The following is a 25,570-nucleotide window of genomic DNA, read 5'->3' on the forward strand; positions in this document are numbered from 1 at the left end:
GTCGCGCTCAGCCGCCGCCGAGGGCGTGCACGATCTCGACCTTGTCGCCTTCGGCGAGCGCGCGTTCGGCGTGGCGTCCGCGCGGGACGATCTCGCCGTTGATCTCGACCGCGACCCGGCGTTCGCCCAGGCCTTCGTTGTGCAGCAGTTCGACCACGGTGGTCGGCGCCGCGAGCGCGCGCGGTTCGCCATTGAGCAGGATATTCATGCCGCCATTGTCGCGTGGGGGCCTGCTCGCGACCAGTCTCGGCCCTGGCGGTTGGCAGCATCCGAACCGCCCCGAACCTCCGCTCTGTGACCTCTGGCCCCGGCGCCGGAGCGGCCGGCCGGGGATAATCGCGGCATCGTTTTGCCGCGCTGCGCCTTGCCTTGATCCGCCGGCGCGTGCTTCGATTCGGCCATCCGCCGGCGTATGTCACGCCCGCGCGGAGCTTCTACCGGCAATCGACCGATCGTTCGATCGCCATCACCCGTCACATCACCGCAGGGAAGTTCATGATGAAACCCGTTCGTACCGTGCTGGCCGCCGCCCTCGTGCTGGCCGCCGCTCCGGCCTTCGCCCAGGAGTATTCGCAGACCGTCTTCATCGGCGACAGCCTGACCGACTCCGGCCATTTCCGCCCGGCCCTGTTCCAGGCGGTCGGTCCGAACGCGGCCCTGATCGGCCGCTTCACCACCAACCCGGGCCTGGTCTGGTCGGAATACGTCGCCGAGTACTACGGCACCAACGCCACCAGCGCCAACCAGGGCGGCACCAACTACGCCGTCGGCGGCGCCCGCACCGGCACCAACAGCGCCAGCCCGCTCGGCGCGATTCCGTCGCTGGCCACGCAGACCACCAACTACCTCGCCGCCAACGGCGGCCGCGCCGACCCGAACGCGCTGTACACCGTGTGGGGCGGCGCCAACGACCTGTTCGCAGTCGTCGCCGGCGCCCCGGCGCAGGCCACCATCACCAACGCCGTCACCGCGCAGATCGGTGTGGTCGCCGCGCTGCAGAACGCCGGTGCCCAGTATGTGCTGGTGCCGACCGTGCCGAACCTCGGCCTGACCCCGCAGTTTCGCGCCGGCGGCGCCGCCGCCCAGGCCGCCGGCACCCAACTGTCGACCACCTACAACAACGCCCTGTACGGTGGCCTCGCCGCAGCCGGCCTGCGCGTGATCCCGCTCAATACCTTCAGCCTGCTGGCGGAAATCACCGCCAACCCGGCGCCGTACGGCATCACCAACGTCACCGGCACCGGCTGCAATCCGCAGATCACCGCCTCGTCGCTGACCTGCAGCCCGCTCAACTACGCTGCCCCCGACGCGCCGGAAACCTACGCTTTCGCCGATGGCGTGCATCCGTCGAGCAAGGCCCATCGCATCCTCGCCGACTACGCCCTGTCGGTGCTGGAAGCGCCGCGTTTCATCGCCGTGCTGCCGAACTCGGCGGCGATGAGCGGCCGCGCCCGCGCCGACCAGGTCGCCAACCACCTCGCCGGCCCGCAGGAAGGCGACGGCATGCGTTGGTGGACCAGCCTGCGTGGCGACTTCCAGCGCTATGGCCACGGCGACCTGTACGACGGCGCCGGTCCGGCGCTGAGCGGCGGTATCGACTGGAACCGCGGCAACCTGGTGTTCGGCGCCTTCGCCGGCTACGGCCAGCAGAAGAACGACTTCGGCCTGCGCAACGGCGAATTCGAGCAGAAGGAAGCCACTCTCGGCGGCTTCGTCGGCTGGTACGGCGAACGCGCCTGGGTCAACGGCCAGGTCAGCTACACCCAGCTCGACTTCGACATCGACCGCAACGCCAACCTCGGCCCGGTCACCCGCGTCCACCACGGTTCCGCCGACGGCGACAACCTCACCATCGCCGTCAACGGCGGTTGGGAATTCGGCCAGGACGCCCTGCGTCACGGCCCGGTGCTCGGCCTGGTCTCGCAGAAGATCGAAGTCGACGGCTTCGCCGAAAGCGACCCGACGCTCGCGACCTCGCTGGCCTATCCGAAGCAGGAGTTCGACTCGCTGATCGGCAGCGTGGGTTGGCAGATCAACTACACCCACAGCGAAAGCTTCCGCCCCTACGCGCGCCTGACCGTCGACCGCGAGTTCGAGGACGCCCCCGAACACGCCTACGCCCGTCTGCAGACCGTGCCGGGCCTGGGCGACTACGCCGTGATGGGCCGCAAGTTCGACCAGAACTACGGCAGCCTGCTGTTCGGCGTGCGCACCCACCTGTTCGGCCTCGACGCCAACATCGGCGCCAGCGCGACGGTCGGTCAGGGCGGTGGCAACAACACCACTGTGTTCGCACAGGTGGGCCGCGGGTTCTGATTGCTGCGGTCTTAGGCTGCACTACTGCGTCATAGCGGCATAGCGTTATTGCGTCACCGAAACCGGGCCGAGAGGCCCGGTTTCTTTTTGGGCGAGGCGTCGGGGGGGGGCGTCAGGCGAGGGCGGGCTATCAAGCGAGGTTGGGGCTTCGATAGGCACACCGATCAGCAGGCCGGGCGACAGAGCGTCGGCGAAGAATGCGGGCACAGCCGATGGGAGGGCGCAAGCCTCGCGCTGCAGCGCCAACGGACCAGGTGTTTGCCACCCGCGCGGCCCGCGCTATAAACTGGCCCGCAAGCGGGTGTAGTTCAATGGTAGAACTGCAGCTTCCCAAGCTGCTAGCGTGGGTTCGATTCCCATCACCCGCTCCATCTCGATAAGTAGCGATCTAAATCGCTAGTTTTCAAGGTCTTACGTATTGGCAGGGTCCTTGAAGCGACTTTCTATGGGCATCACTTTAGGTGCCATTTATGCCAAGCCAGCGTTGCTGTTGCGCTCTTCTGAAGCGCGCACGTGTTATCTCCATCGTACGTGCCCTGTGAATTAGTGTGCGGCGGCGTGCTGAATATTTGCCCCCGCCGGGGTTAGGTGCTGGCTAAACCTCTTTGAAGGCATTTTGCCGTGTGAGGTAGTGCCCGGCTTCGATGGGCGCTTTGAATCTAGCATGGGTCGATAGCTGACCCAATCAGATCATCCACGAACGGATTTGACGGCCGGCGCGCTGTCGAACATAGAGCATGCTGCGAACTTTGTGGCCTTGTCTCGGCGTGGCGCGGGCTTGCTTCACACGGCGCAGCTTTCGCCAGTGCGGTCTCAAGATCGACGTTTTCGTTGATGCGGGCACGCAGCCGCTCGTCGTGTAGGCCGTTACCGAAACGGAGCGTCAGGTTGGCTATATCTATGTGGGCACGTTTAAGTATCAATGAGGCGTGGAGAGGGGGGGCGTGGACAACGCCACCTCGACGAGCATGGTGCGAGCCATTAAAAATGGCGAAACGGGAAAAGCAACCGGTGGCGGCCACTGACTTTGCAGTCCGGGAAATAGCTCAGGTAGAAGCTAACTGATTCGCAGGGAAATCGCTGGCCGGCGGATGCGCTGTTCTACGTGAAGGTGTCAAAGTCCCGATCATTATAGTGAGGTCGCAATAAAGAATTATGGGTTCGCGGGCTGTCACATATTCCCTTGGTCTGGAGCAGCGGGGCTGAGAAAGAGACGCCGTTCACTGTGGCGCTTCGGCTTGTTCGCCAGCATGCGATGCCATCCGAACGGAGCTTCTGCGGTTGCATCAACAACTAAGGAGAAGTTATCGCGTGATAAGACGAAGGTGAAGGAAGGCTCGAGCACGAATTTACTAACTGGAAATCCGTGTATCGCCCCAGCGAGCTTGCGCCGGACTCCTGCATCTAAGTATGCACTCTGTTCCACAAAGAAGCAGTTTGCAATGCAAAGCATCCGTTTACACCTCAAGGCAAGGCGCAACAAGCTTTGAATTGAAAAAGTGCCTTGGAAGCCTTTGGTGCTATCCGATGGCTAAGCGTTGATGGACGAAGCAATGAGCATGGCGATCTTTATCGCTGCAGTGGGTGTCATTCGGATCGTAATCGATGCCGCGGGATGTCTTGAGAAAAATCGGATGTTATTTGAAACCGAGGATCAAGGAGGGTCTTAATGAACGTAAAAGCTCTGGCTTCATCGGCAGCAAGTCTTTTTCTGCTGGCTAGCTGCGCCATTTATCCAGTCGTGCCTCGTTGGAGCACAAAGCAGATCGATGACGCAGCCAAGACAGATCCCTATCTCGCTACTAGCCCGACCGAAGCTTTGGTAAAAGTCAGAGGTGTTCGAAGTCTATTGGCTTCTGCTGCCGACAACCGCAAACGAACCGAACTGGTGGCATCGGAAGTTACTTACTACGGCTCTCTCATTGGGGTCGTTGGACTTTCACTGGACAAGCAAGGCTTGATCAATACCGGAGGGGCGTCTGCTGGTTTGGGAACTTTGTTTGCAGGACGGTATCGTCTGGGCGAGCAAGCAACTGCTTTTCGTAAGGCAGAAGAAAGGGTCGCATGTATGGAAGCAGCGCTTACCGCGACACAGTTCTGGGACTCGGTCGCAGTGACACGGAAGTTTGTAAGTGCCAGTGCGTTCTCTGGCATGCATGCTGCTTTCTCTGCTGATCCTGCCTCCCTAGCTATTTTGGCTGCGATTGCGGCGCATAACGCCGAAATCCCTGCCGTTACTTCTTCGGCACTCCGTCGTGTCGCCAATGATCTGCGCATTGCACTGAGTGGATTGGCGCTAACGCCGCTAACGAAAGAGCAGATGAAGAAAGTTATCGACGATGCCATCAATCAAAAGAGCGATGCCGAAAACGAACTTTCGGGTATGGTTGGCGCCCCATCATCTAACGCCGAATCATTAATAAGTGCCGCTGCTGCAACTCTGACCTACAAAGAGCAGGTTGCTGCCTGCTTCGTGGAGTATCCGCAGTAGACAGTGCCCCGATTTTAGACGGGATTCGGGAGTCGCGCGATGAAGAAGTGGGTTGGCGTTAACTTAGGCTTATTAGGATCGCTTAGTGCGATCCTCTGGTTTGACGCGGCATTAGGGCAAGCTCAACAACGCTCTGCCGATCAGCGCGCATCTGTCCCGTTCGATCTGCCCGAATTTGCCTCGGGCCCCTACATTGCGGACCCCCAGGTGATCGCCTTACTCGATCGCTATAGCCCTGATGGGGACTGTGAGCGTTCAGGGGCCTTGGTCTTTCCCTGCCTCATACAAGCGCTGGCCGAGTCTCACGATCATGAGGTGCCAGTGGGGCCTTCTGCCAATCCATTCAATCTTCAAGTGGCGTCGGAAATTCGCGCGACCATTGAGCAAGATCTCACGAGCTATCGGACGCAGGGCAACGTTTTTGCTGAGCAGCAGATCCATCCGGCCTTCCTGGCGCACGCCGGCTCGCGAATGGAGCTCGTTGGTATTGTCAATCGAATGGACAGGCAATTCATCAAGGATATCGTGCCGGGCAAGGAGAATGCCGCGCGTTGCGGAGAAATTAGTGTCATATACCGATTCTCTTATTCAATAAAGTATGGGTCGGAAGATTTCAACCACGGGATGGCCGCTTCGCGTCTTCCAGTTACCATGAATGTGGTGTTCCCCGCCGTGCCCGAGACGGCAGGAAGTAAGATGACTTCATGTCGTGAAGCAGCTCAAGCCTGGATGGCCGAGATGGGACGTCCACGGGACAGAACTCCCGCTGAAGTAGTGAAGGATATAGAGAATCCGAGCGGAGGGGTGTTGTCCGGTATTAGTGGGCAGGACATTGAGCGGATCGAACTGAACATTCAGGCATTTAGGCGTAACGTCTCATCTGACAAAACCAAGCTCGGGAGCACGGCGGAATACGTTATTCGCGTGTTTCGCTGGGATAGCAAGAGCAAAAGGTTCATTAAGAGTTATCTGACCAATCAAATTGACCGTGCACGCCTGCTCGGTGCGTCAAAAGGAGATGCGAATTCGTGCGACTTTGGTGTGTCCAAGCCATTGTCGAGAAAGGCGTTCGTGGACTATCTGTCGTCTCCTAAGGTGCTTGCGGACATCGATACTGGAACGCTCAATATACAAAAGGAATTTTTAGCATGTAGGGCGACCTCAGTTTCCCCAGGCGGACAGGCTCGATCAGGAAACTCGCTGTATTGGAAGTCAGGCAATGCAGCAACGGAGCTTCTGCGCGATTCGGAGATCGAGGCTGCTTTGGCAAGAGCCAGGGAGCGAGGGCAATTGCTCAGTTTTATGCGTTCAGCCGAGGACATGAGGCTTCGTCTGAATGAGTTGAGCTGCACGGGGTGTCATCAATCGCGCGCTGTGGCTGGTTTTCATTTTCCAGGTGCAGATCGGGAAGGAACACCCTCCGCCAATGCTGTCTTGTTGCCGGGTTCGCCTCATTTTTATGGAGATCAGCTGCGCAGGTCGGACATACTGGCGGAGTTGGCGCAAGGAAGAAAACTCACTGCGTATGAACTGGCTAGCGGTTATTCCTCCAGGCCTTTGAATAAGTATAGCCAAAGGCTCAGGGGCACCCAACTTATTGGCGGTTGGGGCGGAGCGTGCCTTGTAGCGGAAGCTCAGGTGTCCAGCCAGCGCAAATGGGATTGCCAGGTCGGGCTTACTTGCAAGCCCCTTTTTGAATCCAAGAACGCACCAGGCTTGGGAACTTGCGTGCCTAATCATCGTCAGGAGATAGGCGATGCGCTGCAGGTCGGGCGGGTCATCACTGACGTTTATGGGCAAGACCATTACACCAGATTGGAGCCCAAGAATACCCAAGACGCTTTGATTCCGGCAGAGAGTCTTCCGGCGCAGGAGCTAGAAGGCAACAGTTACTATGGAGCCCATCAAGAGTGGTATTACGGTCGAGCGCCGGCTGAGGATGAATCCCCGGAGCAGAGGAGAAAGCGGATCCGAGACGCTCAAACGGGAGGATTCCCGGGCGGCATGCTCAGGTTGTCGGAATGCCGCAACTTGCCGGATGAGGCGACGTGCGGGCTTGTAGCTTCTAGTGGGTTCAATGACTGTCTCGAAAAGACTGGTCCCTCCAAAAGTCTTGCCCAGTGCTTTGCGGAAAGGACCTCTTACGCAGGTATGCGGGCGTGTGAAGTTTCCAGTCCCTGTCGAGACGACTACATCTGCCTCAAACCTATGGGCTACACCATTGGCAACGCGACTGATTTGCACGGGCAGCGTAGGAGGGTGGTCCCTTATCGGGACGATGACTTCGGCCAGCAACGGCCCGACGAGGGTTGGCTTTCCCGAAATAATGGTCTAGGGGACAGGCGAGGCATCTGCATTCCGCCTTACTTTGTTTTCCAGTTCCGCTCGGACAAACACCCAGCGCCGTTGAGCAAGGATATGAAGTAGGCGCTGGAGCGTATTTGCGTCGAGAGGTTGTGCTTGGGTGGGTGCGATGACTTGCAGTCACTGCTTTGTGGACGCATGGGCCGTGGGAGCATTCGTAGCCTAGCTCTAGCCAGAGCGGACGGGGGCTGGTTCCTCGAAGAGCGTGCGGAGGTAGACGCGCATAAGCGAATCATTGTCCACGCGATGAGTATGCTCCGCTCTTTACCGCAACATGTACGCGGTCTCCAACACGTCAATCCGCACAGTCCGCGATGGCGCGTCGGCTGCCGTAGCTGCCGAGCGAAGCGTTATGCGATCAACGGATACTGTAGCGCATCGCACTTAAGCACCTTTACAACTGGCGATGGCCTGCTAATAACGCCATGAAACTACAGTTTAGCGGATCTGACGATCCTGAAGATCGTTGAACGCATTGATTGCTTTCGGCGCGCCTGCTCTGCGTATGGTTCCCTACCCCAAACCCCAAACCCCAAACCCCAAACCCCAAACCCCAAACCCCAAAACGTGATGCAGCCCCCCGCCGCTGTTGCAGCGCACATTGCACCCCCTGGAACCATACGCTAGCGTCCGGGGGCGATGGCAGGGGGGCGTGCCGCGGGGTCCGGGCATCCCCATCGTGATTCGGGTTTCGCGTTACTCATCGGGCGCCGTCAGGGGTCCGCAGCGCACATCATCTCGAAGGGGAATTAAGGATGAAGATTCTGTTCCGCAATAAGGCGGGGCGGTTGCTTTCGGCTGTGGCGCTGTTCGCGCTCTCGGCTTCGGGCATGGCCAGCACGCTCAATCAGAACGTTTCCTGGACCGTCGATCGGCCCGCAACCAGCACCAAGTACCGCGTCGTGGCTTACGGCGATTCGATTTTCGCCGGCTATAACGGTTCGATCAGCAATGCGGCGCGCTACTCGGCGCCGACGGTGGATGCCGAGTATCTGTCGGCGCGGTGGAACGCGGACGTCGAAAGCATTCGCCGCGCCAAGTCCGGTGCGGTGGCGCGCGATGTCTACGAGAACAAGATCGTTGCCGATCGTTCCTACATGCAGGCCGCCTCGACCCGGGTGGTGAGCTTCGAGATGTGCGGCAACGACGGCCTGCAGGCGCGCACGGCGTTCAAGGAGCAAACCGGCACCTGCAATTACAGCGGGCTGGATGCGGCGGTCAATTCCTGCAGGACCTACGTGGCGGCGGCGATGGACTACATCAACGCCAATGCGCATGCCAACACCAAGCTCAAGGTGATCTCCAACCTGTACTACCCCGGCTACAACGCCGACAACGTGCAGAGCTCGTGCCGCGACTCCGCCACCGGGCAGACGGTGAACATGCGCGATCGCTTCTTGCCGGCCATCGCCAAGATGAACTACTGGATGTGCGAATACGCCCGCCAGAAGGGCTTCAAGTGCGCGGACAGCTTCGCCCAGTACATGGGCGCGGACTACGACAGCAACGGCGACGGGCAGATCGATTCCGACGCACTGCGTTATGTGTCCGGCGAAAGCGAGGCCAGCTACATCAACCGCACCGCGGTCACTCTGCGTGCGACCTTGCGCGACGCCAACACCAAGTTCGTGTCGTCCTCCAGCTCGTTCGACTACATCCAGTCCGACGACACCCATCCGACCTACACCGGCGGCACGGTGTCGGCCGGCCTCTGGGGCGGCAGCACCGGCACCGGCGCGCCGCGCTACTCCAGCTTCACCAACGGCCGCAGCCCGATCTGGAACCAGTACGGGCACGAGCGCATGGGCTGGGCTTTGTCGGTCTATCAGCCGGCTTCGCCCTGACGGACGCGTCCGGCGGATAGCCGACTCATGACCAAGCGCGATCATCCGCATGCCCCGTCGTCCCGAGCGGACGGCGAGGGCATGCGTGTGATTGCGAAAGTGCCCGCGGCCCGCGATGGGCGCTTGCTGTGGGCGATCTGCGCCGTCGTCGTGATCGCCGTGGCGTCGGTGGGCTGGTGGTGGATGCGCGAGCCTGCGCAAGGCGCGAATGCCGTCGTTGCACAGGCCGACGTGGATCGGGACGCGGCCGCTCCGCCGGACAGCCGTTCGCTGTCTACGCGGGCAAGACAGCAAGCCGCGTCGCAGCAGGAGCCACCGGCCATGCCGAGCAACGATCCCAACGACTTGGCGGCTTATTTCCAACCCGGCGATCCGGAACCCACCGGCGCGCAGGTCATCGAGGCCTTGCAGCAGGCCGGCGTGCGTACGGGCCTGGGCGCGTTCAATCCGCCCGGCACCAGTCCGCCGCTGCTGGGCTTGGCCGTGCCGGAAAACTACGAATTGCCGCAAGGCTATGTTCGCCATCATCAGGTGACCGACGAGGGCGTGCCGATCGAGCCGGTGCTGATGTTCGCGCCCGGCTTCACTTTGTACGACGCGCAGGGCCGACCCATCGCGATGCCGGACGACCGGATCGTGCCGCCGGAACTCGCACCGCCCGGGATGCCGCAGCGGCCGATCCGGATTCCCCCGCGCTGACCCAGCGACACGGAGTGTTTCGATTTGATCCAGGAGCGGTTGTCCCCGTCCCGCTGGCGTAGCCTCGCCGGCATTCTCGCCACCGCTGCCTTGCTCGGCCTGTACGCTCGCGGCGGCCCCGCCTGGGGCCTGGGCTTCGTCGCGCTGGTGCCGTGGCTGCTGGTGCTCGACAACGACAGGACCACGCTGCGCGTGCTGGCCAACGGCGCGTTGATGAGCGTCGTCTTCGTGGCCGCGGTGTTTCATTGGTTCGGTGCGGCGATCGGCGCCTACACCGAGGTGGGCGCGTTGACCGCGACGGCGGCGCTGCTGGTGCTGGCGCCGTTGTTGCAGCCGCAATTCCTCGCCTTCGCGCTGGTGCGCCAATGGGCGGGGCGCCGCTACGGGCCGGTGCTGCGCGCCCTGGCCGCGGCGTCGGCCTGGGTGGCCTGCGAACGGCTGATGCCCAAGCTGTTGGGCGACACCTTGGGGCACGGCTTGTTTCCATCCGCGGTGTTGCGCCAGGTGGCCGACCTCGGCGGCGCCGCGGGCCTCACCGCGTTGCTGCTGCTGGTCAACGAGGCGGCCGCCTTCGCCATCGAACAGCGCAAACGCGGCGCGCGCGTGCTGCTGCGGCCGCTCGCGCTCGGGGCGCTGATCGTGGTGTGCATGGCCGGTTACGGTGCGATGCGGCGCGCGGATTTGCAGGCACCGGTGGCCAATGAAGCGCCGACCCTGCGCGTCGCCATGGTCCAGGCCAACATCACCGACTACGAGCGGCTGCGTAAGGAAATCGGCGCCTACGCAGTGGTCCGGAAGGTGCTCGACACGCACTACGAACTTTCGTGGTCGGCGATCCGCGACCACGATGCGGACGTGCTGCTGTGGTCGGAAACCGTATATCCCACCAGCTTCGCCAGCCCGCGCAGCGAGGACGGCGCGGCGCTGGACCGCGAGATCCAGGGCTTCGTCGATACGGCGGGCGTGCCCTTGGTGTTCGGCACCTACGACCGCGACGGGCAAGGCGAATACAACGCGGCGGCGTTCCTCGAACCGGGCAAGGGCTTGCTCGGCTTCTATCGCAAGACCTACCCGTTCCCGCTGACCGAATACGTGCCGCGTTGGCTCGATGGGCCGGTGTTGCGGCGCTGGTTGCCGTGGGTCGGCGGTTGGCGCGCGGGCGACGGCGCGCGCGTGCTGCCCTTGCGCAGCGCGGACGGGCGCGAGGTCAACGTGGTGCCGTTGATCTGCCTGGACGACGTGCATACCGACCTGGCCATCGACGGCGCGCGGCTCGGCGCGCAAGCCATCATCGGCATGTCCAACGATTCCTGGTTCACCGCGTACCCGGTGGGCGCGCGCCTGCATCTGGCGGTCGCGGCCTTCCGCAGCATCGAAACGCGGCTGCCGCAGGTGCGCGTCACCACCAATGGGCTCAGCGCGATCATCGACGACACCGGCGAGGTGCTCGCGAACACCTCGGTCGGCGACCAGGCCGTGTTGACCGCCTTCGTCAGCGCCCGCGATCCGTCGCCCACTTTGATGGTGCGCTGGGGCGATTGGGTGGGGCGTGCGGGCATCGTCTTCCTGCTGGCCTTGGCGGCACTGGCGGCGTGGCAGGCCTTGCGTCGCCGCGCCGTCGCCGCGTCGGAAGTGGAGCCGGTCATCGAGGTCGTGCTGCTGACGCCGTTCTGGCGTGCACTGAGCGGCGCGTTGAGGTTGTGCGCAGGCCTGGGGCTGCTGTGGCTGGCCTTCGATATGCTGGCGCGCATCGGTCTGCAGGTCCAATCCCTGTCGCAGCTTCGGCTGTTCGCGGTGGCGGTGTTGCTGCCGTCCGTGGCGGCATGGGCCATCGAGCGCAGGTTCGCCGCGCAAGCGCGCGTCGAAGGTGCGCTGTGGGTGCTCGACCAGCGCCGGCAACGGATCGAGCTTCCGGTGGCGTCGATCTCCGCGCTGCGGCCCTGGCGTCTGCCGTTGCCGCGCAGCGGTGTCGATGTGCGCCTGGCCGCAGGTCCGCTCTGGACGCGGGGCCTGGCGTTGGCGCGCCCGGAGGCCTTGCGGCGTCTGTTGGCCGCGACCGGCGTGCCGATCGCTTGGGAAGGCCGCTTCGCCGCCGGTCGGGCCGATCTGATCCAGTCCCGCGACGACGCGCATCGACGCCGGCTCGATCACCCTCTGGTGAAATTCGCGCTATTCCCGTTGCTGTTGGCATTGGTCGCCTTCCGTCTGCACCAGGTCATCGCATTCGGCGGTGCCTTCGGCGAGTACTACAGCTACGGATTGGCGGCTTATCTCACCGGATTGCTGATCTGGTGGGCGTCGTGGTCGGTCGGCTTGATGCTGTTCGCCGCCGTGCTGCGGGTCGCGATCGAAACGGTCGTGGTACTCGCCATGGCGTTGCGTTACGCGCACGCGGCCGCCCTGCGCGACGCGCTCGAATGGCTGGGCCGTTTGGCATTCTACCTCGGCGTGCCGGCTTGGTTGGCGTGGCGGTTGCTGTCTACGGGGTGAAAGAGCGGGGATACGCGTGATGGCCGGGCCTCGCGGATTCAGCCCACGAAGCTTTAACCGCGGCCAACCGCGCTCGCTGCCGAACCTTGCGGCACTGATCGCAGCAGGCACACTGCTGCGCGATCGACAGCGAAGGGATGCGAGCGATGGGGCAGGATGCCGGGGTCATGGGGTGGCTGTGCGCGTCAGCGATGAGCGGGGGCGCCGATGCGCGCGCATGAGTTCGGCGAAGTGCGCTTCGAACGTGCTCTTGCCTGGACGGTGGTCGCGCTGGTCCATGCGGGCTTGATCTGGGCGGCGTTGCAGTTGCGCAGGCCGGCCGACCCGGTCGACAGCGAAGCGAGCCTGACGGTGATTCTTCTGCGGCCGGCGGCTTCGTCGCCTTCGCGCCCGAACGAAGCGGTGCGCACAGCGCCGGCACGCGATTTGCCGAAGAAGACGGCGCCACGATCGCCGCGCCCCGCATTCATCCCCGAAGCTGCCGCGCCGCTCCAGATAGCGCCGCCACAGGCCGCGCCGATTGCTACGACCGAACCTGCCGAAGCGACCGGCCTCACCGCGATCCGCATCGACCGTAACGCGCTCGATCCGGCCGGCGCGACGCGGGCGCCGTGGGATGCGCCGGCGCCCGATTTGTTGGCCAGTCGCATGCCGGTCTTGCCGGGGCAGGGGGCGCGGCGTTTCCGCATGCAACCGCCGAACTCGATCGCCCGTACGGTCGAGCGCGTCGGTCGACTGTTCGGCGGCCGCGGCGAGGACCCTTGCCTGCGCACGCGCGACAACATCGGCGAACTGGCGGTGCAGGGCGATTCGACCGCGCTGCAGCGCGAGCTGGAGTACGAGCGCCGGCTCTGCCGCCCCTGACCGGTTCAGCGATTCCAGGCGGCCGTGCGATGTGAAGGTTCATTGCTAAGCCTGTGGTTCTTGCCCGATCCGGCCGCAGCGAGGCGCGCATCGACGCTTCACCGTCGGCGCGCTAGACTGCGCGCCCGGTCCCGAGTGGGTCGTCGCGTATCGCACCGTAGCCCCAGGCCGGACGATCCGCGCCTGCTCCGGTCCGATACGTACGGCGGCCGCGAGGTCGCCGTTTTTTGTCGGCGCGCGGCGCCTGGAACGGAACGACCGACGGTGGTCGCGGTCCAAGTCGGGTCGCGGTCGTCCCAGGCCGGCAGCAGTCGCTACAGCGGAGGTACGATGTCATCGAAGATCGTCCTCGGTTGGCGCGAGGCGGCGGCGTTGCCCGCGTTGGGTCTGGCCGCGATACGCGCCAAGATCGACACCGGCGCGCGCAGTTCGGCGCTGCACGTCGATTCGCAATGGCGCTTCGTCGAGGCCGGCATGCCTTGGGTCGGTTTCGAGCTGAGTCCGGGGGCGTTGGGCGCCGGCCGGGTCGAGGCGCGGGCGCCGGTGCACGACGAGCGCTGGGTCACCGACTCCGGCGGTCACCGCAGCAGCCGGGTCTTCATCCGCACCGTGCTGAGTCTGGCCGGCATCGAACGCGAAATTGAAATAAACCTGGCGGATCGTCGTGGCATGCGTTTCCCGATGTTGCTCGGCCGCACCGCGGTGACCGGGGTGTTCACGGTCGATCCGGCACGCTCGTTCCTGCATGGACGGATCCGGCGGCGCCACCCGCGCGTCTGAACGCGCCGGGCCGTTCGTCTTTCTTCTCCACATTTCTTCCACCCACGCGAATCCCTTCCGATGAAGCTTGCGATCCTGTCGCGCAACACCAAGCTCTATTCGACCCGCCGGCTGGTGGAGGCCGCCCGCGAGCGCGGCCACAGCGTGCGCGTGCTCGACCCGTTGCGCTGCTACATGCGCATCGCGTCCGACGGCTTCGAGATGCACTACAAGGGGCGCGAGATCTCCGGCTACCACGCCGTGATCCCGCGCATCGGCGCCTCGGTGACCCGTTACGGCTCGGCGGTCCTGCGTCAGTTCGAGCTCATGGACACCTACACCCCGAACACCTCCGACGCGATCCTGCGCGCGCGCGACAAGCTGCGCAGCCATCAACTGCTGGCCGCCGAGCGCATCGGCCTGCCGGCGACGGTGTTCGGCGACAACCCCGACGACACCGCCGACCTGCTGTCGATGCTCGGCCCGCCGCCGCACGTGATCAAGCTCAACGAAGGCACCCAGGGCGCCGGGGTGATGCTGACCGAGAAACTGTCGGCGTCGAAGGGCGTGATCGAAGCGCTGCGCGGGCTGTATGCGAATTTCCTGGTTCAGGAGTTCGTCGCCGAGGCCAAGGGCGCCGACCTGCGCTGCTTCGTGGTCGGCGGCAGGGTGGTTGCGGCGATGAAGCGGCAGGCGCCGAAGGGCGACTTCCGTTCCAACCTGCACCGCGGCGGCACCGCCAAGGGCGTGCGCGCCAGCACGGCCGAGCAGGAGGTGGCGGTCCGCGCCGCCCGCGTGCTCGGCCTGGGCGTGGCCGGCGTCGACCTGATCCGCTCGGTCCGCGGCCCCCTGGTGCTGGAGGTCAACGCCTCGCCGGGTCTGGAGGGCATCGAGGAGGCCAGCGGGGTCGACGTGGCCGGGGAAATCATCGAGCACGTGGCCGGTCAGCTGAAGCTGGGGACCGGGCGTCGCACCGCCACGAGACGCTGAACAGGCGTCCGGCCGGGCCCCGGAGCGGGCCGGCCGAGGAGAATGGCAAGCCTGGCAGGTCATCTGCCGGCGATCCGCCGAACGGCGCCTCCCCGGCGCGGAAGGGCCGGGCCCTCAAGATGACAACTTCAGGTTGTATTTAATTATTTTTTAACATTGTTTTTAACGACGGTTTAATCGAAATCCGCGTAGCGTTACCCGGACCGCAGCACTGCCGCTCCTCCAAGTCACGCTCCTCGTCAGAACGTTACGGATAGGGATCTGGTCGGAAGCAGGTTACGGTAATCGGGGCAATACCCTTTTGGCCCAGGCGCGGTGGCCCCGCGTCTGGGCCTTTGTTTTTTGCGGTCTTTTCCGGCGTTTTCCGTATGTTGGCGCTGCCGGGCGAGCCATGACTTTCGGCCTAGGCCGGTGCCGCGGCGTTTGAACGGCGGCCCAGCCCCTGTTCACCTTTTCCGTTCACTTTACATACGCTCTGGCAGAATCGGTCGCTTGCCGCCGCTGCGCATCGCACAGCGGCCCACGAATACGGAACCTCGGACGTCTTAGCACGGTCGAACGCCAACCCACTGGGAAGAGCACATGCGCATACTCGTGATCGAAGACAACCAGGACATCGCCGCCAACCTCGGCGACTTCCTCGAAGACCGCGGCCACACGGTGGATTTCGCCGCCGACGGCATCACCGGACTGCACCTGGCGGTCGTGCACGACTTCGACGCCATCGTCCTCGATCTGAACCTGCCCGGTCTCGACGGCCTGGAGGTCTGCCGCAAGCTGCGCAACGAAGCGCGCAAGCAGACTCCGGTGCTGATGCTGACCGCGCGCGACAGCCTCGACAACAAGCTCGCCGGTTTCGATTCCGGCGCCGACGACTATCTGATCAAGCCGTTCGCCCTGCAGGAAGTCGAGGTCCGCCTCAACGCCCTGTCGCGCCGCGGCCGCGGCGTGCAGACCCGCGTGCTCAACGCCGCCGATCTGGAATACAACCTCGACACCCTGGAAGTGCGCCGCCAGGGCAAGCTGCTGCAGCTCAACCCGACCGCGCTGAAGATCCTGCAGGCGCTGATGGAAGCTTCGCCGGCGGTGGTCACGCGCCAGGAGCTGGAAACCCGCGTGTGGGGCGAAGAACTGCCCGACTCCGACAGCCTGCGCGTGCACATCCACGGTTTGCGCGCGGTGGTCGACAAGCCGTTCGAGACGCCGTTGATCCAGACCCGCCACGGCATCGGCTACCGCATCGCAGCGCCCGAAAGCAACGGTTGATCGCGTGGCTGCAGAGGATCCTTCCGCGGCGCGGCTGAAGAAAAAGAAGCGCTACCGGCGGCGGTTGCGCAGCCGTATCGTCCTGTCCTTCGTACTGCTGGGCTTCGGCCTGACGGCGATGTTCGCGTTCGCGACCAACTGGACGCGCACGCGGGTCGAGAACGAACTCGTCGCCGACGTGGTGAATCGGAACATCGACGAATACGCGCGACAGTATTACTCGGCGCCGAATTTGAAGCCGGAGGTGCCGTTCCAGCAGATGTGGTTGCGCGTATACAAAAGCGACAGCTTCGAAAGAGTGCGCATCGAGCAACCCGACTGGTACACCTTGCCCGACGGAATTCACAACATCCAGGGCAAGGACCCCGACGGCAGCCCGTTCTCGTACAAGCTCGGGGTGCGCAAGACGCCGACGGAATGGTTCTTCCTGGCCTACGACATGAGCCAGGGCGCGCTCAGCGAGGCGCAGTTCAATCGCGCGATCTATTTGTCGGTACCGGTGTTTACCTTGTTCTCGCTGCTGGTCGGCCTGTGGGCGGCCTCGCGCGTGATGAGCCCGGTGTCGGAGCTGGCCAACCGGCTCAAGCGCTCCGGCCGCAGTTCCCAAGCCGAGGCCTTGGCCGCGCACTTCCCCGACGACGAAGTCGGCCAGCTCGCCGAGGCCCTGGACGATTACGCCGAGCGCCTGACCAACGTGGTCCAGCGCGACCGCGAGTTCAACGCCGACGTCAGCCATGAGCTGCGCACGCCGCTGGCGGTGATCAAGGGCGCGGTCGAGCTGTTGCTGTCGCGGCCGGACATCGAGGACAAGACTCGCAATCGATTGTTGCGTATTCAGCGTGCCGAACAGCAATGCACCGATCTGATCAGCGCCTTGCTGCTGTTGTCGCGCAACGAGCGCGGGCACGGCTCCACCGACATCGCGCGGCTGGCGGAGCAACTGCTCGACGCCCACCGCGCCCAGCTCGGTGGCAAGCCGTTGACCCTGCGCATCGAAGGCGAGCAGGGCCTGGTCGTCGACGCCCCGGAAGCGGCGGTCGCGGTGGCGCTGGGCAACCTGATCGGCAATGCGGTCAAGTACACGACCCAGGGCGAAGTAGTGGTGCGCCTGCACCCGCGAACGGTCGAGGTCATCGATTCCGGCCCCGGCCTCAGCGCCGAGGATGCGGCCAAGCTGTTCGAGCGCGGCTACCGCGGCACCCATGCCGGCCACTCGCAAGGCGGCGGCATCGGCCTGTCGATCGTGCGCCGGCTGTGCGAACTCTACGGTTGGGACGTGCGGGTCAAACCCGGCGAGGTCAGGGGCGTGGTGGCGACGCTCACTTTCTGAGAGCCGGGATTGGTGATTCGGGAATCGGGAATCGGGAATCGGGAATCGGGAATCGGGAATCGTCAAAGCAAAAACCAAAACGCCCGGCTTCGTCGAAGCCGGGCGTTTTGTTTTCGTCGTGCGGTGATGGGGCTTCGGGCTTGCGGCGAACCGCTCTTACGACTCCCGAATCCCCATTCCCGATTCCCGGCTTTAAGCGACGGCTTCGAGCCAGCCGTACTTATCCGCCGTCTTGCCGTTGAACAGGCCGAAGAACAGCTCCTGGATGCGCTCGGTGACCGGGCCGCGGCGGCCGCTGCCGACCTGGCGGCCGTCGACCGAACGGATCGGGGTGATCTCGGCGGCGGTGCCGCACATGAACAACTCGTCGCACAGGTAGAGGTATTCGCGCGGCAGGTCGCGTTCGATCACTTCGATGCCGACGTCGCGGGCGAGGGTGATGATGGTGTTGCGGGTCAGGCCGTTGAGCAGGGCGGCGCTGACCGGCGTGGTGTGCAGGGCGCCGTTGAACACCAGGAACAGGTTTTCGCCCGCGCCTTCCGAGAGCAGGCCGGTCGAGGCCAGGGCGATACCTTCGCCGAAGCCCAGGCGACGCGCCTCGCGCGCGACCAACTGGCCGGACAGGTAGTTGCCGCCGGCCTTGGCGCCGGCCGGGATGGTGTTCGGCGCGAAGCGCTGCCAGCTCGACACGCAGGCGTCGATGCCTTCCTCGAGCACGCTGGCGCCGAGGTACTGGCCCATCTTCCAGGTCGCCACGGCGACGTCGGTCGGGGTGTCGGCCGACAGGCCGAAGCCGCCGAGACCGCGGTAGGCGACCGGACGCAGATAGTCGGTGGTGTTGCCGTTGGCCTTGATCACTTCATGGCAGGCCTGGTTGATCTGCTCGACCGTGTAGGGGATGCCCATGTCGTAGATCTTCGCCGAGGCGAACAACCGGGTGTTGTGGTCGTTGAGGCGGAAGATCACCGGACCCTGCGGCGTGTCGTAGGTGCGAATGCCCTCGAATACGGACGAACCGTAGTGCAGCGCGTGCGACATGACGTGGGTGGTTGCTTCGGCCCAGCGCTTGATCGCACCGTTGTGCCAGATCCATTCGGGGTATTGCATCGTCGGCTTCCGTGGTGGGTGAGGAAACCCCTATTGTGCCCTGCCTGCCCGGTTCAGGCCCAATCGAGCGGCGTATGGACGCCATGCGGAGCCGGGCGCAAGGCTCAGCCGCCGCGGATCCACCAGCAGCCGAAGTGGCGGTAGAGGCCGAATACGGTGCGCGACGGCGTCACCCCATTGGCCATGGTTTGCTCCAGGCGCAGCGCCACCGGCGTGCGCCGTTGCGGGGCGTGCGCTGCGGGCGCCGGCGCGGAGGGCGTGTCTTCGCTCGCGGCGTCGCTCGCATCGGCCGTGGCGGCGCCGGCGGGGCTGCCCAGCGGCGTCGCCGGTGCCGGGATGGGCGGCAGCGGCGCGGTGGCCGCGTTCGCCGCGGCCGGCGGCAGGGTGGTCCAGGCGGCGCCGCTGGGTTCGGACGGCGGCGGTGCCGGCGACGACAGGATCGGTGCGATGTCGAGCAAGGGGCGCTGGGCGATCGCGTCGAGCCGCTGCAATACCGCATAGCCCTGGTCGCCGGACATGCCGGTCCAGTGATAGACCGCGGCCAGACGGTTGCTGTCGCGGGCGTCGATCGCGCTGGTGATCAGCCCGATCAGGTCGCGCAGATTGCGCGCGCAACCGCCGACGTAGGCCTGCTGCTGCTTTTGCTGGGCGGCGGCGCCGCGCGGCAGGCGGTCGACGCCGCCGACCGAGGCGCAGTCGCGATCGGTGTAGACCGAGTTGCCGTGGGTATCGGTGCAGCGGCGGATCTGCGCCGCGGCGGTGCCCGGGTACAGCGTCGCCACGGCCCACAGGGCGGTCAACGACAGGAACAGACAGAGTCGGGCGAACGAAGGCATCGGCGAAGACTAGCGCCGAGGGCCGGCCAGGGACAGTGCGGCGATGCCGAAAGGATGCCGCGGGCACATCGGTCGGCGGCGCATCGCGCCGCGAACGCCGCGGCCGGATCGCCGCGGCGTCGGCAGGGACGCAGCCCGCAGGCTGCGCCCTTGCGGTTGTCGCCTAGACGGCGATCAGCGGAACGCACCCACGGTGGCGGCGCGTTCGTTGAGCACGCGGGCGTTGTTGCTCTTCGCCGCGGTGCCCATCGGCACGCCGTTGTAGGTGATGTTGGGGTTGGACCAGTAGTTCAGACGCGGGCAGTTGGAGCCGCAGTTGTAGGCCATGATGGTGCGCCAGGTCTTGTTCGGCGCCCAGTAACCGTGACCGTAGGCGTAGGCGGTGTTGTTGCCGTTGCTGGGGTCGTGGTGCGCGCCGAAGTTGTGGCCGATTTCGTGGGCGAAGCTGTAGTAGCCGGTCATGCAGGTGTTGCCGACCACGCTGAAGGCGCTGGCCGCGTTCGAGTTCAGATAGCCCAGGCCGCAGTACGCCGGGTCGGTGATGATCAACACGTTGACGTCGGCGGCGATGGTGTTGCGGGTGGCGTGGTAGCCGTCGAGATAACCGTCGCTGGTGCCGCGGAAGCGGCTCAGGTCGGTGTCGAAGCCGGCGCTGACATAGCTGTTGGTGTAGTTGCCGGCCAACACGAAGCGTACGTTGACCGCGCTGTTGGCGAAGCTCTGGTTGCTCTCGGTGATCGCCAGGTTGGACTTGGTGGTGATGTTGCCGACCGCATTCGCGGCCGCCTGGGTGTAGACCACCATGACGCGCACGGTGACCGGTGCCTTCTCGCCGGCGGCGGCCTCATTGAACTTGGGGTCGTTGAGGAAGGGCACGATGGGCTTGGCGGTATAACCCGAGGCCGGGTGATCCGGCGGCATCAGCGATTCGTCGATCAGGCTGATGGTGTGGCCGCCGTTCTTGAGCGGATCGATGCGGTAGAGCTTGCCGCCGCTGCGCACCGTGCCGGACATCTGATCGCCCTGGCGCACGATGGTGGCCGATTCCTCCGGATCGCCGATGAGTTCGGCACCGGTGAACTGGTTGATGCGCTTGAGCTGGGTCTTCGGGTCGCCGACCAGGCCCTGCCAGATCACCACGCCGTCGGACTTGCGCTCGGCCTGCAGCTTGTGTGCCTTGAGACTGACGCCGGGTGCGAGGTTGAGCAGCAGTTCCTGCTGGTTTTCGGTGATCTGTGCGGTGTTGGCGCGGACCAGGTCGACCTTGACCGCGGCGCGCTCGGCCTTGACGGCCTGGTAAGCGGTATCGGTATTGGCGCTGCGTACCTGACTGACGGCAGGCGAAGCGAACAGCGGGGCCGGTTCGGCGGCCGAGGCGGCGCCGGCGAGGCCGAGCGACAGAGCGATGGCGAGGTTCAACGGCAGCAACTTGCGTGCGGACATGATGCGCTCTCTCCAGTGAGGACCGCTGCGCGTCGGGGCACGGGGCCCCGACGGCGGTCGCGAGGGCATCGCCCGTCGTGGCGATGCGTCCTGCTGGCAGTGAGCTACCGCGCCGTCTCGCCGCTCAAGACCGAACTTGTCGTCGGACAAGTCGGAGATGAGACCTGCCTTAGCAATTCGCCATAAGCACTCGGTGCGCAACGTCGTCTCTTGACGCCTGCACTTGCGCTTTCAGGTGCCTGAATGCTTCAGGCGATGCGCGACAACACCGTCAGGGTCGGCTTGGCGAGGTTGAGCGTGTAGAAGTGCAGGCCCGGCGCGCCGCCTTCGATCAGGCGGCTGCACAGTTGCGCGACCACGTCGGCGCCGAATTCGCGCACGCTGTCGGCGTCGTCGCCATAGGCCTGCATGCGCTGGCCGATCCAGCGCGGGATCTCGGCCCCGCACAGGTCGGAAAAGCGCCGCAGCTGGCTGAAGTTCGAGATCGGCATGATGCCCGGCACGATCGGGATGTCGATGCCGGCCGCGCGCACGTCGTCGACGAAACGGAAGTAGGCGTCGGGGTTGTAGAAGTACTGGGTGATCGCGCCGTCGGCGCCGGCGCGGACCTTGCGCTTGAAATTCTCCAGGTCCGACAGCGCATCGCGCGCCTGCGGATGGGTTTCCGGATAGGCCGCGACTTCGATGTGGAAATGGTCGCCGGTCTCGGCGCGGATGAACTCGACCAGCTCGTTGGCGTAACGCAGGTCGCCGGCGCTGGCCATGCCCGAGGGCAGGTCGCCGCGCAGCGTGACCAGGCGGCGGCAACCGAGTTCGCGGTAGCGCGCCAGCAGCTCGCGGATTTCCGCGCGCGTGCCGCCCACGCAGGACAAATGCGGCGCGGCATCGAGGCGGTGCTTCTCGCGCAGGCGCTGGATCGTGTCGGGGGTGTAACTCAGGGTCGAGCCGCCGGCGCCGAAGGTGCAGGACACGTAGTTCGGCGAGTAGGGTCTGAGCTTGGCCGCGGAACGGTCCAACTGAGTGCGCTGCTCGTCGGTCTTGGGCGGGTAGAACTCGAAGCTGATCGGCAGCATGGGCGAGTCGCACGATGGTGGGTGTCTGGATAATATCTCTCTATCGCGATGAATGGAACAAGGCTCCCGCCCCGGGCTGGCGCTTGCCTAAACTGGGGCCGTTACCGCGACGAGCGGGCCCTGCCGACGAGTGCGAGCCGATGAGTGCGATCCGATGAGCGACAGCCAGCCCCACGTCCTCGATAACCCGATCTGGTCGTCCCTGCGCAGCCGTCACGCCTCGCTGGCGCTGAGCGCCGGGCCGTTGGCGCGCTACCCGGCGCAGATCGCCCCGTTCATGGGGGTAGCCGAGGAGGGCGCCGACGCCGGGGCCGCACTGGCCGAACTGGTGCCGGCGCAGGACAACGTGTTGCTGCTCGACCGCGCGCCGGCGATCCCGGCCGGCTGGGAGCTCAAACACCTCGCCGACCTGGCCCAGATGATCTGCGAGGCGCCTATCGCCGAAGACCCGGCGACGGACGATGCACCCGACATCGTCGAACTCGGCGAACGCCAGCGCGGCGACGTGCTTGCGCTGACCGCCCTGGTGTATCCGCATTATTTCCGCCCGCACACGATGGCGCTGGGCCGCTACTTCGGCATCTACCGCGACGGCCGCCTTGCGGCGATGATCGGCGAACGCATGGGCACGGACGCCTACACCGAGATCAGCGCGGTCTGCACCCACCCGGACTTCAACGGTCACGGCCATGCGCGGCGCCTGCTGCGGTTCCTGTCCAACGACAACCACGCCCGCGGGCGTATTCCTTTTCTGCACGTCAGCCACGAAAACCCGCGCGCGGTCGGGCTGTACGAACGCAACGGCTATCGCCTGCGGCGGGATATTCCGTTTTGGTCGTTGAGGCGGCTATAGGCACCGGCGTTTGCCGGTTGCCGCGCTTGCCTATCGTTCGGGTGAAAGCCGCAATGTGACGCGGGCTTGCTTGATCGATGCCTCCGCAGTGCAGCGGCGTGTCGCGGCTTGCGCCGCTCCTACCCTTGGATGTGTAGCTTTGGGGCAGGAGCGGCGCGAACCGAGGCGACGATGCTGCGGCCCGCGGAGCTATTCCTGCTCATCCGTGGAACGTTCAGATCCCTGGAATACCAGGGATATCGTCGGGCAGATCGATATCGGGCAGATCGATGTCCGGCAGGCTCACGTCCGGCAACAGATCGAGATTCAGGTCTGGCAGGCCTACTGGCGGCAGGTCGGTGATGTTCGGGAACCAGGATTGTTCGGTGAGGCGGTCGAACAGGCGTTCGCCCTGTTTGCCGACGGCGAGCGACGGCCCCAGTGGGGTAAAGGCGAAGGGACCTGCATCGCGCAGGTATTGCACGCCGGTGTCGCCGAGGATTTCCGGCACGTCCTCGGGTTCCAGTTTGCCGATGGTGATCTTGGTCTGGTCGATGCCTTCCTGGTTGAGCACGTCGCCGATGTCCGGGGTCAGCGCGATCACCGTCAGGTCCTGGACGGACAGGCCGTACAGGCCCGAATCGACATAGGCGTCGGGGTGGCTGGCGAAAGCGAAGCGGCGGAAGGCATCCGGGTCGCGTTCCAGATCGGCGAAGCCTTGCGGGTCGCGGATGCGGTAATCCTCGATCGCCGTCTGCAGGGCGAGGGTGGTCTTGTCGCGCCATTCCAGCCCTTCCGGCGACAGGTCGGTGCGGTCCAGTGAGGCGAACCGTTCCATGTACTTGTCGCCGTAGCCCAGGTAATAGTCCGGCGGCTCCACGCCCGGGTTGCGCGCCTGGAAGTCGGCGAGGCGCTGTTCGTAGTAAGCCGGGGTGCCGACCTCGACCGGCGCCGGATCGTTGGCGGGCGGGGTGTAGCTCGGAAACGACGGGCCGTCGATGGGGCGGATCATGGCGCGCTCCTGCAGGATTTCACCGCCAGCCTAACGGCCGCGATTGCGCCTGCCAGCCTCGGTAGGACCCTAGGTGAGTCAGCGATTTGCCGGTTCAGCTTCGATGGATCCGGCAGCCTCATGCGGCATATTCCACGCGGTCGTCGGGTCGATGCATCGCTCGTGCCGCAGCGTGGTCGCGGCTTGCGCCGCTCCTACCCAAAAGCCGCGCATCCAAGGGTAGGAGCGGCGCAAGCCGCGACCGCGACGCCGCGGTCGGCGGCGCCACTTCGGCGCAGCCTGGCTGGACACAAGACGACGTAACCCATTCGATCGCACGGCCCTGAAGCAGCTCCGCACAAAAAGAAAACGGGCGCCGAAGCGCCCGTTTCCCGTGTCGCATCGATCCGCCTCGCGGCGGGGTCGATCAATAGCGGTAGTGATCCGGCTTGTACGGGCCGTCGACCGAGACGCCCAGGTACTTGGCCTGCTCGTCGGTCAGGGTGGTCAGCTTCACGCCGATCTTTTCCAGGTGCAGACGCGCGACTTCTTCGTCGAGCTTCTTCGGCAGGATGTAGACCTTCGCTTCGTAGGTTTCCTTGTTCGCCCACAGCTCGATCTGCGCCAGGGTCTGGTTGGCGAACGAGTTGGACATGACGAAGCTCGGGTGGCCGGTGGCGCAGCCAAGGTTGACCAGGCGGCCTTCGGCCAGCAGGAAGATCGAGTTGCCACCGGCGAAGGTGTACTTGTCGACCTGCGGCTTGATGTTCAGGCGCTTGGCGCCCGACGCGGCCAGCGCATCGACCTGGATCTCGTTGTCGAAGTGGCCGATGTTGCAGACGATGGCCTGATCCTTCATCTGCTGCATGTGGGCCAGGGTCAGCACGTCCTTGTTGCCGGTCGTGGTGACGTAGATGTCGCCGCGGCCGAGGGTGCTCTCGACGGTGTTGACCTCGAAGCCTTCCATCGCCGCCTGCAGGGCGTTGATCGGGTCGATCTCGGTGACCACGACGCGGGCGCCGTAAGCGCGCAACGAGTGAGCCGAGCCCTTGCCGACGTCGCCGTAACCGCAGACCACCGCGACCTTGCCGGCCAGCATCACGTCCATCGCGCGCTTGAGGCCGTCGGCCAGCGATTCGCGGCAGCCGTAGAGGTTGTCGAACTTCGACTTGGTGACCGAGTCGTTGACGTTGATCGCCGGGACCAGCAGCGAGCCGGCTTCGGCGAGCTGGTACAGGCGGTGCACGCCGGTGGTGGTTTCTTCGGAGACGCCCTTCCAATGCTTGACCACTTCGTGCCAGAAGCCCGGGCGCTCGGCGTGCACGCGCTTGAGCAGGTTCTTGATGACCTGTTCTTCGTGGTTGCCCGACGGGGTGTTGACCCAGCCGTCGCCGTTTTCGAGCTCGTAGCCCTTGTGGATCAGCAGGGTGACGTCGCCGCCGTCGTCGACGACCAGCTCCGGGCCGCGGAACTTGACCGCGCCGTCGCCCGGGAAGGTCAGGGCTTCGAGGGTGCAGTCCCAATACTCTTCCAGCGACTCGCCCTTCCAGGCGAACACCGGGGTGCCGCTGGCGGCGATCGCGGCGGCGGCGTGGTCCTGGGTCGAGAAGATGTTGCACGAAGCCCAGCGCACGTCGGCGCCGAGGTCGCGCAGGGTCTCGATCAGCACCGCGGTCTGGATGGTCATGTGCAGCGAGCCGGTCACGCGCACGCCCTTCAGCGATTGCGCGGCGGCGTACTTCTTGCGGATCGACATCAGGCCCGGCATTTCGTGCTCGGCGATGTCGATTTCCTTGCGGCCCCAATCGGCCAGGGAGATGTCGGCAACCTTGTAGTCGCCTTCGGTCGAGAAGGTCTTGGGTACTGCGTTCATGG

Annotated in this window: 19 protein-coding genes and 1 tRNA gene; 13 read left to right on the forward strand and 7 right to left on the reverse strand. The window is 64.8% G+C overall.

Annotated features, from left to right (window positions below; all coding sequences use genetic code 11):
• Window positions 1-7: 7 nt before the first annotated feature.
• Window positions 8-208, reverse strand: a complete 201-nt coding sequence (gene thiS, locus LC490_RS07740; protein WP_031371396.1) for a sulfur carrier protein ThiS — start codon at window positions 206-208, stop codon at window positions 8-10.
• A gap of 311 nt (window positions 209-519) precedes the next feature.
• Between thiS and LC490_RS07745 the strand changes: the two genes are divergently transcribed.
• The 12 genes from LC490_RS07745 (at window position 520) to LC490_RS07800 (ending at window position 17,413) form a co-directional block, all read left to right on the forward strand.
• Window positions 520-2,316 carry an autotransporter domain-containing protein gene (locus LC490_RS07745; protein WP_223619967.1) on the forward strand — a complete coding sequence of 599 codons (1,797 nt, stop codon included), beginning with the start codon at window positions 520-522 and terminating at the stop codon, window positions 2,314-2,316.
• Between the two features lie 297 nt (window positions 2,317-2,613).
• A tRNA-Gly gene (locus tag LC490_RS07750) sits at window positions 2,614-2,687 on the forward strand.
• Between the two features lie 1,298 nt (window positions 2,688-3,985).
• The gene (locus tag LC490_RS07755) at window positions 3,986-4,807 is read left to right on the forward strand and encodes a hypothetical protein (RefSeq protein WP_223619798.1); all 822 of its coding nucleotides are present in this window, start codon (window positions 3,986-3,988) and stop codon (window positions 4,805-4,807) included.
• Between the two features lie 39 nt (window positions 4,808-4,846).
• Window positions 4,847-7,234, forward strand: coding sequence for a hypothetical protein (locus LC490_RS07760; protein WP_223619799.1), 2,388 nt, complete (start codon window positions 4,847-4,849; stop codon window positions 7,232-7,234).
• Window positions 7,235-7,926: 692 nt separating this feature from the next.
• The gene (locus LC490_RS07765) at window positions 7,927-9,015 is read left to right on the forward strand and encodes a hypothetical protein (protein ID WP_223619800.1); all 1,089 of its coding nucleotides are present in this window, start codon (window positions 7,927-7,929) and stop codon (window positions 9,013-9,015) included.
• Window positions 9,016-9,042: 27 nt separating this feature from the next.
• Window positions 9,043-9,714: a hypothetical protein gene (locus LC490_RS07770; RefSeq protein WP_223619801.1), complete on the forward strand. Its 672-nt coding sequence runs from the start codon at window positions 9,043-9,045 to the stop codon at window positions 9,712-9,714.
• 39 nt (window positions 9,715-9,753) lie between these two features.
• Window positions 9,754-12,204, forward strand: coding sequence for an apolipoprotein N-acyltransferase (gene lnt, locus LC490_RS07775; RefSeq protein WP_223619802.1), 2,451 nt, complete (start codon window positions 9,754-9,756; stop codon window positions 12,202-12,204).
• Window positions 12,205-12,411: 207 nt separating this feature from the next.
• On the forward strand, window positions 12,412-13,068 hold the full coding sequence (locus LC490_RS07780; RefSeq protein WP_223619803.1) for a hypothetical protein: 657 nt from the start codon (window positions 12,412-12,414) through the stop codon (window positions 13,066-13,068).
• Window positions 13,069-13,398: 330 nt separating this feature from the next.
• Window positions 13,399-13,848, forward strand: a complete 450-nt coding sequence (locus tag LC490_RS07785; RefSeq protein ID WP_223619804.1) for a RimK/LysX family protein — start codon at window positions 13,399-13,401, stop codon at window positions 13,846-13,848.
• 60 nt (window positions 13,849-13,908) lie between these two features.
• Window positions 13,909-14,817 (forward strand): 30S ribosomal protein S6--L-glutamate ligase, encoded by a 909-nt coding sequence (gene rimK / locus LC490_RS07790; protein WP_031371403.1) that lies wholly within the window; start codon window positions 13,909-13,911, stop codon window positions 14,815-14,817.
• A 582-nt stretch (window positions 14,818-15,399) separates the two neighbouring features.
• Window positions 15,400-16,083: a response regulator transcription factor gene (locus LC490_RS07795; protein ID WP_031371404.1), complete on the forward strand. Its 684-nt coding sequence runs from the start codon at window positions 15,400-15,402 to the stop codon at window positions 16,081-16,083.
• A 4-nt stretch (window positions 16,084-16,087) separates the two neighbouring features.
• A complete protein-coding gene (locus LC490_RS07800) occupies window positions 16,088-17,413 on the forward strand; it encodes a HAMP domain-containing sensor histidine kinase (RefSeq protein WP_031371405.1) in 1,326 nt (441 codons plus the stop codon).
• Between the two features lie 192 nt (window positions 17,414-17,605).
• On the opposite strand, the gene LC490_RS07805 is transcribed toward LC490_RS07800, so the two are convergent.
• The 4 genes from LC490_RS07805 to metF form a co-directional block, all read right to left on the reverse strand.
• Window positions 17,606-18,520, reverse strand: a complete 915-nt coding sequence (locus tag LC490_RS07805) for a branched-chain amino acid transaminase (protein ID WP_223619805.1) — start codon at window positions 18,518-18,520, stop codon at window positions 17,606-17,608.
• A gap of 104 nt (window positions 18,521-18,624) precedes the next feature.
• Window positions 18,625-19,356, reverse strand: coding sequence for a hypothetical protein (locus LC490_RS07810; protein WP_223619806.1), 732 nt, complete (start codon window positions 19,354-19,356; stop codon window positions 18,625-18,627).
• A 174-nt stretch (window positions 19,357-19,530) separates the two neighbouring features.
• On the reverse strand, window positions 19,531-20,799 hold the full coding sequence (locus tag LC490_RS07815; RefSeq protein WP_031371408.1) for a M12 family metallo-peptidase: 1,269 nt from the start codon (window positions 20,797-20,799) through the stop codon (window positions 19,531-19,533).
• A 248-nt stretch (window positions 20,800-21,047) separates the two neighbouring features.
• Window positions 21,048-21,872: a methylenetetrahydrofolate reductase [NAD(P)H] gene (gene metF, locus LC490_RS07820; RefSeq protein ID WP_031371409.1), complete on the reverse strand. Its 825-nt coding sequence runs from the start codon at window positions 21,870-21,872 to the stop codon at window positions 21,048-21,050.
• Window positions 21,873-22,026: 154 nt separating this feature from the next.
• Here metF and LC490_RS07825 point away from each other — a divergent pair, with 154 nt between their 5' ends.
• On the forward strand, window positions 22,027-22,725 hold the full coding sequence (locus tag LC490_RS07825; protein ID WP_223619807.1) for a GNAT family N-acetyltransferase: 699 nt from the start codon (window positions 22,027-22,029) through the stop codon (window positions 22,723-22,725).
• A 214-nt stretch (window positions 22,726-22,939) separates the two neighbouring features.
• Here LC490_RS07825 and LC490_RS07830 read toward each other — a convergent pair whose 3' ends face one another.
• The gene (locus tag LC490_RS07830; RefSeq protein ID WP_031371411.1) at window positions 22,940-23,716 is read right to left on the reverse strand and encodes a hypothetical protein; all 777 of its coding nucleotides are present in this window, start codon (window positions 23,714-23,716) and stop codon (window positions 22,940-22,942) included.
• Window positions 23,717-24,122: 406 nt separating this feature from the next.
• Entirely contained in the window at window positions 24,123-25,568 is a 1,446-nt protein-coding gene (ahcY, locus tag LC490_RS07835) for an adenosylhomocysteinase (RefSeq protein WP_031371412.1), read from the reverse strand.
• Window positions 25,569-25,570 lie beyond the last annotated feature (2 nt).

It is taken from the genome of Lysobacter sp. ESA13C (assembly GCF_019970005.1).
Lineage (GTDB): Bacteria > Pseudomonadota > Gammaproteobacteria > Xanthomonadales > Xanthomonadaceae > Lysobacter > Lysobacter antibioticus_B.